The following is a 14,822-nucleotide window of genomic DNA, read 5'->3' as shown; positions in this document are numbered from 1 at the left end:
TCGAAAAAAAGCCCGAAGCAATGATTGCCTCGGGCTTTTTATTTGTAGGGAATGTTATTTTAGCGTGGTTTTAAATTGTGCAACGGCTTCGTCCATATCATGAGCTTGAGCAGAAACAGAGTTCACTTCGTGCAAGCATTCCTGAGCGGATTGCATGTTGTTTTCAGATATCGCGTTAAGCTCGGTGATTGAGCCACTAACTTGGTTCATCACGATACCTTGCTCTTCAATCGCAGAAGCAATGCGCTCCGAATTGCCTTGAATTGCATGCATGTCAGTGATGATCTGCTGCAGGCTAGAATCCAGTTTTTCAGAGGCATTAAGCGTTTGTTGTCCTTGATCGTTACATTGATCAATATCCGCCACGACCGTCGACATTTGAGCTTGAATATCAACAACAACTCGCGTGATTTCCTCGGTAGATTGATGAGTTCGGCTAGCTAGGGCACGTACTTCATCGGCAACAACGGCGAAGCCACGACCTTGTTCGCCCGCTCGCGCGGCTTCAATTGCTGCATTGAGAGCCAGTAAGTTAGTTTGTTCCGCAATTTCTTGGATGATGTTCACCGCACCACCAATTTTATCTACATGTTGGTTCAACGAGCCAATCGACTGCTGACTGTTCGATAAAATACTGGTTAATTGACCAATGTTGGTTACAGTGGTTTCAACAACACTTCGGCCTTGTTCGGCATTATTCGCGGCTTGATGTACACCCTCTACCGCAACCGACGTGCTTTCCGATATTTCGCCTATCGTTGTCACCATTTGCTGAACCGCAGTAGCCATCGATGCAGTGTGGTCCGTTTGAGTATGGAACTGCTCCATAACCCCTTCTAGCTCACGATGCATATTATCGGTACTGGCCGTTAACTGCGCCGATTTTTCTTGGGTGCCACTAATTAACTGCTCAAGCTTATCCAACAGATCATTGAGGTGGTGGCTGATATCAAATAGCTCATCTTTGCCTTTCAAGTCAGAGCGCAGTCCCATGTTGTTTGTTTCGCTAATGCTTCGAATGGTGCCAAGCAAGCTGTTTACTCGTGTATTGATTGAGCGAGAGATCTGCCAAATCAATGCGAAAATAACACCTAAGATCAGAGCAGTAATGACTTGCTTGATGGTCGACATTTGTTCATCACGCTGTGCAGCAGCAGAGCTAAGGGCTGTCGAAAAGGTTTCAAATTGCTCTTCTACGTCATGAGATAATGCGCGAGTTTCACCAAGTAAGCCTTGGTCGTAAGCGACCCCTACAACTTGTTTTTGTGCCGCTACTAGCTTACCTGTTTTGATGAGCTCCGGAGCATATAGCCCAACAAGCAAATCACTATTGAATTGACCTGATTTGACCGCAGAGTCAAAACGAACCAACGCCAGCAATTGCTGGTGGTCGGAGCGTTGCTTGGCTTCTAACAGTGCTTGCTCGTAAGCAGCAAGAAGGCCACTCTTTGCATCAAGTCCGTAGCGTTGGTAAGCACTGACCAGATTCTGGAAGCCCTTTTGGTATGCAAGGAGGTCTTGCTTGAATCGTTGACTGGAAGGTAATTCATTGCTCGTGAGTATGCTCGCAAGCTCTTTTTCTGTATTTAGAAACTTATCAACATTCGCATCAAATTTGTTTAGGTATTTGTCATTACTACGCAGTAAGAAATCTTTCTCGTTTCTGCGTAAGTTGAGTAAACGTATTTCTAGATCGCCAACGAGTTTGATGGCGTGGTTAAGTTCATTGCTCTTATTGGCGAAATGGGATGACGTACCCAAAAGGGCCACGATGCCTAAAATGGCGATAACTCCGAGGAAGTAGAGTTTTTGCCTAATAGTCATATTGTTGTTTCCTGAATAAGTAACTAAAAAGAGAAATCCAATGAGATTTCCCCAAGGGCTAGCAAACGTTGTTCAACTAACATGTCGAGAAAACGACATGCATTAATACAGCACTTTCTTACGTTGCTGCTTTTTCGCTCCATGCTTGTTCTTGGTATCAAGTCTTCGGCGTTGAGAAGCGCGGGTTGGTTTCGTTTTAATACGCTTCTTCTCCTGTAAGGTGGCAGCTTTAATTAAAGCTTGAAGCCGATTCAGGGCGTCTTCCTTATTTTGTTCTTGCGTGCGAAATTGTTGCGCTTTGATGATGATCACGCCATCTTTAGTTATACGACTGTCAGAAAGAGCAAGTAATCGTTCTTTGTAGAAGTCAGGTAAGCTGGAATGTCGGATATCAAAGCGTAAATGTATAGCGGACGCTACCTTGTTAACGTTCTGGCCACCATTTCCTTGAGCTCTAATTGGGGATAATTGAATTTCCCACTCTTGAATTGTGACGGAGTTCGAAATTTTGAGCATGATAAGTAAATGCCGGTAAGGACGATTGAAAGAGCTGATAAATTAACATCACAGATGTACAAATAGAAGAAAAGACATGAGCACGATTGATTTTAGGCCCTATGAGGGATTCATATTTGATATGGATGGTACTTTAATAGATACCATGCCAGCCCATTTGGCTGCTTGGCAAGCAACCGCAGATCGCTTTGATTTTCCGTTTTGTCAGGAGTGGTTTCACAGTTTAGGGGGCATGCCGAGCTTTAAAATTGTTGAGGAGCTAAACCGTGTGCATGAGCTTTCATTAGATCCTAAAACCGTCGCTACATTTAAAATGGAAACGTTCGCTGCTATGGAGCTGCACGGGGACGTTATTCCGTGCACTAATATCGTGTTAGAAGAATATTTAGGCCACAAGAAAATAGCGGTCGGAACTGGCAGTCAACGAGAAAGTGCCATGCGCTTGTTGAGCCACTCCGGTTTATTGGACAAGTTGGATGTTGTGGTAACAGCAAGTGATGTAGAGAACCATAAGCCTTTTCCGGATACCTTTTTGGTGGCGGCCGAGCATCTTGGGTTGGAAGCGTCACAATGTCTTGTATTCGAGGATACCGAGCTAGGTAAACGAGCGGCGCATGCAGCGGGTATGGATTGCGTTATGGTGCAAGATAACGAGTTAATCTTTTTTCCAAAACCATAGTAAAAAGAGCGATAAAGCGAGATCAAAATGGGGTGCAAACGCACCCCATTAACTTTTACAACATCATAGATAAAGTATCATAAATGTTTATTCAGGTTGAACTAGCTCTTGGTATTCAAACGAAGGAACCACAACCTCTACGCGACGGTTTTTCTCACGACCTTCACGAGTGCTGTTGTCAGCAACTGGGTTTTCTTCACCCATGCCTTTCACAGTTAAACGATCTGAGTCAATGCCTGCAGCAGTTAGGTAATCCGCAACAGATTGAGCACGACGCTCAGACAGTTTTTGGTTGTAAGTCGCAGGACCAGAGCTATCCGTGTAGCCAGTGATCTCTACTTGAGCTTGAGGGTATTCGTTCAAGAATGATACGAAGTTGTCTAGACGCTCCGAAACAGAGTCTGTTAGCTTAGCACTGTCGAATTCAAACGTACCTGTACCGTACTCTTCTTTGTGCACTTTGCTCATCATCACTGGTTCTGGATCTGGCTCAACCACTTCTTCTGTTACAACTGCCGCAACCACTGGCGCAGCCGCAAATTTGTAGTTAAAGCCGATACCGAAGAAGTTAGCGTCCATGTCGTCCCATACGTCATCAGACAGGTCTTGATAGCGTTGATATTCTGCGCGTACGCTCCAGTTTCTGTCGATAGTGTATTCAGCACCTAGCGAGCCAGTTGGAACGAAATCTTTTTCGTCATCAGACATCATGTAAGCACCACCGATCTTAGCGAATAAGTTCCAAGATTCGTTTAAGTGCCAGTTGAATTTAGGTGCGAGAGTTAAAGCCGTTAAATTGCCGTCGATCGTATTAACTGTATTAGCCCCTGACTTAAAGTTAGCTTTGTAATCGCCTAAGAAGTCGACACCATACTCTAGCCCGATGATATCGGTGAAGTCATAACCGATATGTAGTCCAGCACCAAAAGCTTCATCATCACAAGGGCTATTTAGATAGCAAGCATCGTCAAGTGTAGTCATGCCTACTTTGCCCCCGATATACATTTCAGCTTGAGCAGAGTTTAAAAGCGCGCTACTACCAGCTACCACTGCTGCTACTGCAATTGCTACTTTGTTCATAATGTTTCCTTGTATTGATTGCATATTAACTTCTACTTCGTTTTATCAAAAAATTAGAAAAAACCAGCGTTTATAAGAAATTAGTTTAATATTCTAATCATTTCATATCAAGCAACAATATCTTTGAACTTGATCAACATTTACTAACCAATAACACCTCACAAACTTCTGATATTTCTTACATTGTAGTAAAGATTTTTGGGGTCATAAGAAAATTGATGATTATTTTGAACTTTTTTTCGTAAAGTTTATTTTACATTGTGCGCGGTAGTTAACAGGTGATTTTTATTTGCATTTATTTGCAAAAACTGATTGCAAGTCTACGCCTAAGCCGATAAGTTACTTAAACGCTAGACAGAAAATGACCAGAGCCCTTGATGCTGCTCGCTTTGTGAACAATGTTGCAATGAGTTCAGTTGGCAAAAAATTGGGTCGGAAATAAAAACCAGGAAGTAGAAGTAATGTTTCAAACTGATGATGTAAGAATAAATAGAGTAAAAGAGTTATTGCCACCTGTAGCAGTATTAGAGAAGTTCCCAGCGACTGAAACCGCTTCTTCGACCACTTTTGATTGCCGTAATGCCATTCACAATATTCTTGAAGGAAAAGATGACCGATTACTTGTAATTGTTGGCCCGTGTTCCATTCACGATCCTGCTGCTGCGGTTGAATATGGTAAAAAGCTAAAAGTATTACGTGATGAACTTGGTGAACAACTAGAAGTTGTGATGCGAGTTTATTTTGAGAAACCGCGTACAACGGTAGGATGGAAAGGTCTGATCAACGACCCTTACCTGAATGATACCTACAAGCTGAATGATGGTCTGCGTATTGGACGTAAGCTTCTTCTTGATCTTACCGATATGGGCTTGCCAACCGCGAGTGAGTTCCTAGATATGATTACGCCTCAGTACGTGGCGGATCTGATCAGTTGGGGTGCTATCGGTGCTCGTACGACAGAATCTCAGGTTCACCGTGAGCTTGCTTCTGGTCTTTCTTGTCCTGTTGGGTTTAAAAATGGTACAGACGGGAACATTAAGATCGCGAGCGATGCGATTCGTTCTGCAAGTGCTTCTCACCACTTCTTATCAGTAACAAAATACGGACATTCTGCGATCGTAGAAACCGCTGGCAATCCTGATTGCCATATCATTCTCCGTGGTGGTAAAGAGCCAAACTACAGTGCAGCGCATGTTGCTCAAATTAAAGATGAGTTAGATGGTGCAGGGCTACCGAAAAAAGTGATGATTGATTTTAGCCACGCTAACAGCTCGAAGCAGTTTAAACGTCAAATGTTGGTGTCTGATGACGTATCAGAGCAAATAGCTGGTGGCGAAGAAGCAATTTTTGGTGTGATGATTGAGTCTCATTTAGTTGAAGGTCGCCAAGACTTAGTGGATGGTAAAGCGGCCACTTATGGTCAGTCGATTACCGATGCATGTATCGGTTGGGAAGATACGGAAACCGTACTTCGTCAGCTTTCAGATGCAGTAAAAGCGCGCCGTAACAAATAAGCTCAACAGAAAGAACTTTTTAAAGAGCCAGAGGCATTGTGCTTCTGGCTCTTTTTTATTGAGAATTACTCGCATCTCTTTCTATTGTTTCTGCTTTCCTATATGTTATCTGTATGCGCTGTAACCAAAAGGAATTTGGAATTGAATCGTAATGTATGGCTATTATCCCTTTGCCAAGCCCTATTAATGACAGGGAATATTTTACTCATATCTGTTATTGCCCTTATTGGCAAAACACTTGCGCCGTCATCAAGTTTTATTACGTTGCCCGTTGCGCTGCAATTTTTAGGACTGATGGCTGCGACGATCCCTGCGTCACTAATTATGGGCAAGTTGGGACGTCGCCTTGGGTTTAGTCTCGGTAATGTTATTGGCATTTTGGGTGCCAGCTTAGCGACGTATGCGTTAAGTCAACAGAACTTCTATCTGTTCTGTGTTTCTACCTTTTTGCTCGGTGTTGGTATTGGCTTCGGAACGCTATACAGATTTGCTGCTATTGAAGTGTGTGAAGAGTCGGCAAGACACAGGGCGATTTCGATATCTATGGCGGGAGGGGTACTAGCGGCGATACTTGGCCCTAATTTGGCGGTGTATTCACAGCAATGGTCAGATGATGGTTTGTACATTAGTGCTTTTGCCGTGCTTATTGGACTTTATATAACTGCGTTGATCGTGCTGCAAACGATTCGTTTTCCACCAGCACACACGCAAGTTCTACATACTAAAGCGGATAAAGTGGGGCATATTATCCGTCGACCTAATTTCATGCTAGCGGTTATCGCCGCAATGGTTGCGTATGCGGTAATGAACATTTTAATGACAGCAACGCCTCTGGCGATGATTGGTTGTGGCTTTGATTTTGACAAAGCGGCAGGAGTGATCGAATGGCATGTGCTGGGCATGTTTGCACCGGCGTTTGTCACGGGACGGTTGATAGAGCGGTTTGGCGCGAAGAATATGATTTTAGCTGGTGGATTTCTATTTGTTGCTTGCATCGGAATTAACATACATGGAGTGTCCATTTGGCACTTTAGTCTTGCTTTAGTTCTGTTAGGCGTTGGTTGGAACTTTATGTTTATCGCGGCAACTGGGTTATTTAGTCAAAGCTATGAAGCGAAAAACAGGAGCAAGGCTCAAGCATTTAATGAATTCTTCGTGTTCAGTTGTGTCACTATCACTGCATTACTATCTGGCTGGCTTGAATCCACCGTAGGTTGGCAAAACCTTAATTTGTACGTTCTTCCTTTTGTGCTACTCGTCATCGTGATGTTTGCTTTGAAAACGAACAAAGAAACGGAATCCCAAACTGCTTGATTAGATCTTCTATACATGGCCCGGCATAACGTGTCGGGTTTTGTTTATTAGCTCAACTCCACAACTTCTTCTTTATATTTTTATTGATAATGTGAATTCCCACACTAAAAATGTCGATTTGATAAGACTTTTTATCTAACTTTTTGTAATAAAAATAAAAATCCTGTATATATCTTGCCGAAAATCAATAAAAACTACAGAAGTTTCGTCTATGTCAGCCAATATTTCTCATAAAGCTCAAGAAACTCTCGTGAGGGAGTCTGAGGAACTCGTCTCAACAACGAACCTACAAGGTGTTATTACGTATTGTAACGAAGCCTTTTGCCGTGTTGCTGAGTACACTCACGAAGAACTCGTCGGTCAGAACCACAATATCGTTCGCCACAATGACATGCCTAAAGCCGCTTTCGGCGATATGTGGGCACGTCTTAAGCAAGGCAAAGCCTGGCGCGGTATGGTTAAGAATGCCACTAAGTCGGGCGGTTACTATTGGGTTGATGCCTATGTCACCCCTATTTATGAAAATAACCACGTTGTTGGTTATCAATCTGTGCGCGTGAAGCCAAAGCGAGAGTGGGTTGATATAGCCACGAAAGCCTACAAGAGTATGCGCGCCGCCGAGAAATCAGGTCGTACTTGGTCGTTGAAACTCAATGAAACCATTCGCTATGCGATTCTACTTGGCGCATTGACCGCACCTGCTGCCGCATATGCATTGTCTATTGAAGGTCCATTGGCTTGGCTTGCAAGTGCACTACCTGCGAGTGTTCTAGCGTTGTTATTCCGCCAAGAATTAATTGATACGCCTCAACAACTGAAAAAGTTACAAAAGCAATACGACAGCGTGAGTCGCTTGATCTATTCCGGCAACACGGCGTTTTCGATTGCTGATTTCCATATCAAAATGCTGTCCGCAAGAATTCGAACCGTGTTGGGAAGAATGACAGACTCCGCACTGCCGTTGCAGCATTGTGCTGAAGAGTTGAGCCAAACCACAGCAGAAGTTTCGGCTGCATTAAATCAGCAAAACACCGATATTCATCGCGTACGTGATGCGACTCAAGAGGTGGAGTCTTCGGCGAATTCAGTCTCTTCTAGCACCAATGATGCCCATATGCTAATTGATGACACATTGAAGTCATGCTTGATGGCGAAGGAAACCATCGATCAAACGCACACCAATCTAACGCAGTTGAGCCTTCAAGCAGAAAAAGCGACGGAAACGACGTATCAACTGAGTGATCAGGCGCAGAAAGTGAATCATTTGATGGAAGAGATTGGTGGGATCGCAGAACAAACCAATTTACTGGCACTTAACGCGGCAATTGAAGCGGCGAGGGCGGGTGAGCAAGGTCGTGGTTTTGCTGTTGTTGCCGATGAGGTGCGCGCGCTCTCTGGTCGCACATCCAATGCAACTGAACAAATCCAAGCGTCTATCTCTGCTATGTTGGCGACGATACAAAGTTGGCAAAAAGACATTCTGGCAAACAAAGAGCAAACGGATACATGTTCTCAGGTTGCAGAGCAAAGCGCGCTTCGTTTGTCTGAGGTTGAACAGATGATGCAAAGCATGAGTGGGTTGATGGTCGATGTGGCGGAAGCGGCGAATAACCAGCTGAAGCTATCCAGCGATGTAAATCAGCATATTCACTCTATTGCTTCTACGGCAGAGCAAAACTTGGCAGCAACTCACTCCGTAGAGCAAAACAGCCGTCAGTTGAAAGAGCAAGTACAAGATTTCTATCAGCTCGCGCTTCGCTTTGAAGACAAATAGCCGTAACGAAAGTCGTTGTGTTCACTTTCTGGCTGTGTTTACACAAATAGGAGCCAGATAAAAGAAAGCCCCGCCATTGCTGGCGGGGCTTTTCAGTTTTCACATTCGCAATAGAGAAAACTGATTATCTTTTTACTGCAATTACGCTAGTAGTTCTTTTGCTGTATTTACTACGTTTTCAGTAGTGAAACCGAACATTTTAAACAGTTCACCAGCAGGTGCAGATTCACCGAATGAAGTCATACCGATGATGCGACCGTCGAAGCCTACGTACTTGTACCAGAAGTCAGCAATACCTGCTTCGATAGCGATACGAGCTGTTACGTCTGATGGTAGAACGGCTTCACGGTAAGCGGCGTCTTGCTTGTCAAATGCATCTGTTGATGGCATTGAAACAACGCGTACTTTCTTACCTTCAGCAGTTAGCTGTGCTGCTGCTTCTACTGCTAGTTCAACTTCAGAACCTGTTGCGATAAGGATTAGCTCTGGCTTGCCTTCGCAATCTTTCAGGATGTAACCACCTTTCGCGATGTTTGCTAATTGCTCCGCATCACGCTCTTGTTGCGCTAGGTTCTGACGAGAGAAGATAAGCGCAGTTGGTGCATCTTTACGTTCAATCGCTAGTTTCCAAGCCACTGCTGATTCAACTTGGTCACATGGACGCCATGTGCTCATGTTTGGCGTTAGACGTAGCGATGCCATTTGCTCAACCGGTTGGTGAGTTGGGCCATCTTCGCCAAGACCGATAGAATCGTGCGTGTACACTTGGATGTTCTGAATCTTCATCAGAGCCGCCATACGCATTGCGTTACGAGCATATTCCATGAACATTAGGAATGTCGCGCCGTAAGGAACGAAACCACCGTGTAGCGCAATACCGTTCATGATCGCCGTCATACCGAATTCACGTACACCGTAGTGGATGTAGTTACCAGAGAAGTCACTTGCTTCTAGAGACTTAGAACCAGACCACATGGTTAGGTTAGACGGCGCTAGGTCAGCAGAGCCGCCCATGAACTCAGGTAGTAGAGCACCAAATGCCTCTAGAGCGTTTTGAGATGCTTTACGTGACGCAATGTTTGCTGGGTTTGCTTGAAGATCGGCAATGATTTGGCTTGCTTTCTCTTCCCACTGTGCAGGAAGTTCACCGTTTACGCGGCGTTTAAATTCAGCTGCCAGCTCAGGGTACGCTGCTTCATAAGCTGCAAATTTCTCGTTCCACGCTGCTTCCTTAGCTGCGCCTGTTTCTTTCGCTGACCATTCTGCGTAGACTTCTTGCGGAATTTCAAAAGGACCGTGCTCCCAACCTAGTTCTTTGCGTGTTGCTGCGATTTCTTCTGCACCTAGTGGCGCACCGTGACAATCGTGTGAACCAGATTTGTTTGGTGAACCAAAACCGATGATTGTCTTAGTACAGATAAGTGTAGGACGTGGATCCGCTTTCGCCGCTTCGATTGCTGCGTTGATCGCTTCAGAGTCGTGACCGTCTACTGCTGGGATTACGTGCCAGCCGTAAGCTTCAAAACGCTTAGGCGTGTCGTCAGAGAACCAACCTTCAACGTGACCATCGATTGAGATGCCGTTGTCATCCCAGAATGCGATCAGTTTGCCTAGACCTAGTGTACCAGCTAGAGAACATGCCTCGTGCGAGATGCCTTCCATCAGACAGCCGTCGCCCATGAACACGTAAGTGAAGTGGTCAACGATGTCGTGGCCTTCTTTGTTGAACTGTGCTGCTAGCGCTTTCTCAGCTAGAGCCATACCAACCGCGTTAGTGATGCCTTGACCTAGAGGACCCGTTGTTGTCTCGATACCAGGCGCGTAGCCGTACTCTGGGTGACCAGGAGTCTTAGAGTGAAGCTGACGGAAGTTTTTCAGATCATCGATAGATAGCTCGTAACCGCTCAAGTGCAGTAGAGAGTAAATTAGCATTGAGCCGTGGCCGTTAGACAGTACGAAACGGTCGCGATCTGCCCACTCAGGGTTTGATGGGTTGTGGTTTAGGTGAGAACGCCAAAGAACTTCAGCGATATCAGCCATGCCCATAGGTGCACCTGGGTGACCAGAGTTAGCTTGTTGAACACCATCCATGCTTAGCGCACGGATTGCATTTGCTAGATATTTACGATCCATAGTGATTACTTCTCGATAAGGGTTTAAATAGAGGGAACTCGTCGAAACAAGTTCAAATAGAAAATCTTGAATAAGCGCTGATGGTAAAAGCGAGTAGACGGGCTACTCGCTTTTGGTAAGCAATTAAAGCTTAGCTTCGATCATCGCTTCTAGTTTACCTTGGTCAACGGCGAAGTTGCGGATGCCTTCAGCCAGTTTCTCAACCGCCATTGGGTCTTGGTTGTGTTCCCATAGGAACTCAGAATGAGTCATTGGTGCAGGACGCTCAGCTGCGCCTTTAGAATCAACTAGCTTCTCAACCACTTCACCTTCTGCCGCTTCTAGCTCAGCAAGTAGAGCAGGAGCGATAGTTAGACGGTCACAGCCAGCCAGTTCTAGGATCTCACCGATGTTACGGAAGCTTGCGCCCATTACGACAGTTTTGTAGCCGTACTCTTTGTAGTAGTTGTAGATCTTAGTTACAGATAGTACGCCTGGATCTTCTGAAGCTTCGAAGTCACGGCCTTCTTTCGCTTTGTACCAGTCCATAATACGGCCAACGAATGGAGAGATTAGGAATACGCCAGCTTCTGCACAAGCACGCGCTTGAGCGAATGAGAATAGAAGCGTTAGGTTACAGTTGATGCCTTCTTTCTCTAGGATTTCTGCTGCGCGGATACCTTCCCAAGTAGACGCTAGTTTGATAAGGATGCGGTCGTTAGTGATGCCTGCATCGTTGTACATTTTTACTAGTTGACGTGCTTTCGCTACGCTGCCTTCCATATCGTAAGATAGGCGCGCGTCAACTTCTGTAGAGATACGACCTGGAATAGTTTTTAGGATTTCTTTACCGATGTTTACTGCAAGCATGTCACAAGTGTCTTGAACTTGTTGAGCTTTGTCGTTGCTCTGTGCTTTAGCATATTCGATTGAAGCATCGATTAGAGGTGCGTACTCTGCGATTTGAGCGGCTTTCAGGATAAGAGAAGGGTTAGTTGTTGCGTCTTCTGGTTGATACTTTTTGATTGCATCAATTTCGCCAGTGTCTGCTACTACAGTCGTTAGTTTACGAAGTTGCTCTAACTTGTTGCTCATAATCGATCATCCTATTTAAATGGGCTTAAGCGTGATTTTTGTTATCACAGCTTGTGCATTTGCAAGCGAGTTAGCTAATCGTCTCATCGCATTTAATGAGACATCTGCTCAGCCAACTACGGAAAATTTCGTTACCGAACAAATGCAATGAACATTTGATCGATAGCTGAGTAAATGATGTGTCCATATTTATCCTATCTATGCTGAAAGTCAATCGCTGAAATCGACTTATAGTGAACTTCATCAACGTTTTTTTACTGTGTGTTTAGTGGTTAACCCAAATAAACGTTTGCCCTTATTGTTCAAAGCTTGAGCGTTGTACGCTAGGGTAAAAAATTGTAGTGAGAAAATGTTATTGCGATGAGCAAATGTAGCGTTTAAATTGATAAAGAACATATGCTAAGTCAATGAGCATATGCTCACTTATTGCATACAATATCGATCCTCTTAAAGGGCGAGAGAAACCATGAGCAGTTCTAATCAAGATATTTCCATTGAAAACACGGATTTGTTGACAGAGATTTCCGTCGCGTATTATCAAGACGGTGCGACTCAGGAAGAGATATCGAGAAAATTTGCCATATCACGCGCAAAGGTCGGGCGAATGCTCAAGCAGGCGCGTGATGAAGGCATCGTTGAAATCACCGTTAAATACCACCCGGTGTTTAGCGCCAAGATTGAACAACGTTTGATCGAGCGATTCGGCGTTAAGCGCGCGCTTGTTGCTCTTGATCAGCCAAATGAAGAGGCACAGCGACTACAGGTGTCGGGATTGGTGTCCAATTATCTCACCAGCACGCTTAAAAACGGCATGGTGGTGACGGTCGGACAAGGGCGCAACGTGTCGTCCGTCGCTCACCATATTGGTGTTATTACGCCGCGTGACTGTAAATTTGTATGTGGTATCGGCGGTATTCACCCACGTGGTGGTATGTATAACGCCGACCACATTTGTCGTCAGTTAGCGAAAAAGTACGGTGGAACGTCCGAAACTCTCTATGCGCCGGCTTATGCAGAGAACAGAGAACAGAAGTTGGCTTTCATGCAAAATGCAACCGTGAAACAAACGCTCGATTTGGCACGTAAAGCCGATGTCGCTTTGGTCGGTATTGGTGACATGAGCGAAAACAGTTACATGGTGGACTTAGGCTGGTTTACGCCAGATGAGGTCGTTCAATCGAGGCTTCAACAAGGCGTGGTCGGGGACTTTGCAGGTTATGATTTCTTTGACATTCACGGTAATGTTGCCAACACCGTAATGAGTGACCGAGTGATTGGCCTTGGTATTGAAGAGTTTCGCCCAATATCGGAAGTCATCGCGATTGCAGCGGAGAACAGCAAGCCGCTCGCCTTACTTGGAGCATTAAGAACCGGAGCGATAGACGTGATCGCCACGAGCGTCAGCAACGCATTAACGGTGCTCAACTTAGATGAGCAAATGCACGGCAACGCGGCATCTGAGAGTTAGCACAAATAATATGCAATTTATGTAATCAGGCTGCGAGGAGTTATAAATGACTCGCAGCCTGATTTCGTTTTCAAGTTAAAAATATTCTCTAGGAGTAGCTTTAAATTTGTACATCTACTCTGGAGAACACAATGAACAAGACACTTCTTGCTGCACTGATTATGGGGCTGACTGGTGCGGCGCACGCCGAGCAAAAAGTCGTAGCGGGTTACTTTGCGGATTGGCAGTACGCGAACGCAGAAAACCCATACACGGTGAAAGATATTCCCGCCGATAAACTGACACATGTGATTTACGCGTTTCTCAGTATGTGCGGTCCTCATACCGGTGCTTCTGAAACGGTGCAAAACCTAGTAGCTAAACAATGCGAAGGAAAAGATCCCTATACGGCGATCATTGTCGATACCGAAGCGGCACTGGAAAAGAACTTTGGCGCTGTCTCAGTTAACGTGCCATACAAAGGTCACTTCGCTCAACTTGCCGAAATGAAGAAACAACATCCTGATCTCAAAATTCTTCCTTCTTTTGGTGGTTGGACAATGTCCGAACCGTTCCATGCTATGGCGAAAAACAAACAAGCGATGAATCAATTCTCAAAAAGTGCCGTTGAGTTGATTGCTCAATATGATTTCTTTGATGGCATTGATCTAGATTGGGAATACCCAGGCGGTGGCGGTTTAACAACGTCGCCTTGGAACCCAGATACCAAGCTTTCTGATGAACAAAAAGCGTCTGAGCGTGAGGCGTTTACCTACTTGGTGAAAACCATGCGTGCAGAGTTAGATGAACTCACAAATCAAACCAAGCGTGAATACGAGCTTTCTACGGCGGTAGGCGTTGGTCCAAAAGCGGCAGGTATCGATTGGAAAGCCGCGGAGCCGTACCTAACTAACATGTTTGCGATGACGTATGACTTCCTTGGTGGTTGGGGGCAGCAAACCGGGCATACTACCAACTTGCATGCGACTGAGCGAAGCTGGTGGGGCATGGGCGCAGACGTGTTCATCAACCAGATGATCGAGCTCGGTATTCCAAGTGAGAAACTGGTGATTGGCGCTGCGTTTTACGGACGTGGCTGGCAAGGCACCAAAGACTTCTCGGGTGGCTTACCAACGCAAGATCTTGTATCCGAGCAAGGAGCGCAGTTTGGTACGGGTGAGAACGGCTATTTCATGTTTTGGGATTTGGTGAAGAACTATGGAGCGGAGCAGGGCTACGAGTACAAGTATGATGAGCAATCTCAAGCGCCTTACTTGTGGAATCCTGTAAAGAAAGTCTTTATCTCTTACGAAGATCAACGCTCGATCAAAGCCAAAGCAAATTGGGCTAAACAGGCGAACTTAGGTGGCATTTTTACCTGGGAATTATCAGGCGACCCGAAAGGCGAGTTGGTGGAGGTGATGTACCAAGAAATGAATAAATAAAACCTTCTAAGCAAAGCGATCG

General features: G+C 45.1%; 11 protein-coding genes. 6 read left to right on the top strand and 5 right to left on the bottom strand.

The features are described 5' to 3' along the window. Nucleotides 1-54: 54 nt before the first annotated feature. Together D8S93_RS22025 and arfB are read right to left on the bottom strand one after the other, a co-directional pair. A complete protein-coding gene (locus D8S93_RS22025; protein WP_152815555.1) occupies nucleotides 55-1,824 on the bottom strand; it encodes a methyl-accepting chemotaxis protein in 1,770 nt (589 codons plus the stop codon). Nucleotides 1,825-1,926: 102 nt separating this feature from the next. Further along, entirely contained in the window at nucleotides 1,927-2,340 is a 414-nt protein-coding gene (gene arfB, locus D8S93_RS22020; RefSeq protein WP_152815552.1) for an alternative ribosome rescue aminoacyl-tRNA hydrolase ArfB, read from the bottom strand. Between the two features lie 76 nt (nucleotides 2,341-2,416). Between arfB and D8S93_RS22015 the strand changes: the two genes are divergently transcribed. After that, the gene (locus D8S93_RS22015) at nucleotides 2,417-3,019 is read left to right on the top strand and encodes a beta-phosphoglucomutase family hydrolase (protein WP_031780520.1); all 603 of its coding nucleotides are present in this window, start codon (nucleotides 2,417-2,419) and stop codon (nucleotides 3,017-3,019) included. Between the two features lie 87 nt (nucleotides 3,020-3,106). On the opposite strand, the gene D8S93_RS22010 is transcribed toward D8S93_RS22015, so the two are convergent. After that, entirely contained in the window at nucleotides 3,107-4,099 is a 993-nt protein-coding gene (locus tag D8S93_RS22010; RefSeq protein WP_005396135.1) for an OmpA family protein, read from the bottom strand. A gap of 461 nt (nucleotides 4,100-4,560) precedes the next feature. Between D8S93_RS22010 and aroG the strand changes: the two genes are divergently transcribed. From aroG to D8S93_RS21990, 3 genes are all read left to right on the top strand, one after another. Continuing rightward, on the top strand, nucleotides 4,561-5,613 hold the full coding sequence (gene aroG, locus D8S93_RS22000; protein ID WP_005396134.1) for a 3-deoxy-7-phosphoheptulonate synthase AroG: 1,053 nt from the start codon (nucleotides 4,561-4,563) through the stop codon (nucleotides 5,611-5,613). Nucleotides 5,614-5,754: 141 nt separating this feature from the next. Then, nucleotides 5,755-6,927 carry an MFS transporter gene (locus D8S93_RS21995; RefSeq protein WP_193621661.1) on the top strand — a complete coding sequence of 391 codons (1,173 nt, stop codon included), beginning with the start codon at nucleotides 5,755-5,757 and terminating at the stop codon, nucleotides 6,925-6,927. Between the two features lie 211 nt (nucleotides 6,928-7,138). Further along, nucleotides 7,139-8,701 carry a methyl-accepting chemotaxis protein gene (locus D8S93_RS21990; protein WP_048624841.1) on the top strand — a complete coding sequence of 521 codons (1,563 nt, stop codon included), beginning with the start codon at nucleotides 7,139-7,141 and terminating at the stop codon, nucleotides 8,699-8,701. A 141-nt stretch (nucleotides 8,702-8,842) separates the two neighbouring features. Here the strand turns inward: D8S93_RS21990 and tkt are convergent, their stop codons facing one another. Both tkt and tal read right to left on the bottom strand, forming a co-directional pair. Continuing rightward, entirely contained in the window at nucleotides 8,843-10,834 is a 1,992-nt protein-coding gene (tkt, locus tag D8S93_RS21985) for a transketolase (RefSeq protein ID WP_145472775.1), read from the bottom strand. Between the two features lie 123 nt (nucleotides 10,835-10,957). Continuing rightward, complete coding sequence (gene tal, locus D8S93_RS21980) at nucleotides 10,958-11,908, bottom strand: transaldolase (protein ID WP_005396118.1); 951 nt, start codon at nucleotides 11,906-11,908, stop codon at nucleotides 10,958-10,960. Between the two features lie 466 nt (nucleotides 11,909-12,374). On the opposite strand from tal, the gene D8S93_RS21965 reads away from it, so the two are divergent. Continuing rightward, entirely contained in the window at nucleotides 12,375-13,376 is a 1,002-nt protein-coding gene (locus tag D8S93_RS21965; RefSeq protein ID WP_005396112.1) for a sugar-binding transcriptional regulator, read from the top strand. Between the two features lie 131 nt (nucleotides 13,377-13,507). After that, the gene (locus D8S93_RS21960; RefSeq protein ID WP_152815546.1) at nucleotides 13,508-14,800 is read left to right on the top strand and encodes a glycoside hydrolase family 18 protein; all 1,293 of its coding nucleotides are present in this window, start codon (nucleotides 13,508-13,510) and stop codon (nucleotides 14,798-14,800) included. Nucleotides 14,801-14,822: the final 22 nt, after the last annotated feature.

Origin of the sequence: Vibrio sp. VGrn 2 (assembly GCF_009361695.1) — a bacterium.
Lineage (GTDB): Bacteria > Pseudomonadota > Gammaproteobacteria > Enterobacterales > Vibrionaceae > Vibrio > Vibrio diabolicus.
Note: the sequence above shows the minus strand (reverse complement) of the source record. Positions and strands in the feature narration are given on the sequence as shown.

What these genes read in the sequence shown, in the direction of transcription:
- D8S93_RS22025 (WP_152815555.1), bottom strand. Translation starts at nt 1,824, where the DNA reads ATGACTATTAGGCAAAAACTCTACTTCCTCGGAGTTATCGCCATTTTA.
- arfB (WP_152815552.1), bottom strand. Translation starts at nt 2,340, where the DNA reads ATGCTCAAAATTTCGAACTCCGTCACAATTCAAGAGTGGGAAATTCAA.
- D8S93_RS22015 (WP_031780520.1), top strand. Translation starts at nt 2,417, where the DNA reads ATGAGCACGATTGATTTTAGGCCCTATGAGGGATTCATATTTGATATG.
- D8S93_RS22010 (WP_005396135.1), bottom strand. Translation starts at nt 4,099, where the DNA reads ATGAACAAAGTAGCAATTGCAGTAGCAGCAGTGGTAGCTGGTAGTAGC.
- aroG (WP_005396134.1), top strand. Translation starts at nt 4,561, where the DNA reads ATGTTTCAAACTGATGATGTAAGAATAAATAGAGTAAAAGAGTTATTG.
- D8S93_RS21990 (WP_048624841.1), top strand. Translation starts at nt 7,139, where the DNA reads ATGTCAGCCAATATTTCTCATAAAGCTCAAGAAACTCTCGTGAGGGAG.
- tkt (WP_145472775.1), bottom strand. Translation starts at nt 10,834, where the DNA reads ATGGATCGTAAATATCTAGCAAATGCAATCCGTGCGCTAAGCATGGAT.
- tal (WP_005396118.1), bottom strand. Translation starts at nt 11,908, where the DNA reads ATGAGCAACAAGTTAGAGCAACTTCGTAAACTAACGACTGTAGTAGCA.
- D8S93_RS21965 (WP_005396112.1), top strand. Translation starts at nt 12,375, where the DNA reads ATGAGCAGTTCTAATCAAGATATTTCCATTGAAAACACGGATTTGTTG.
- D8S93_RS21960 (WP_152815546.1), top strand. Translation starts at nt 13,508, where the DNA reads ATGAACAAGACACTTCTTGCTGCACTGATTATGGGGCTGACTGGTGCG.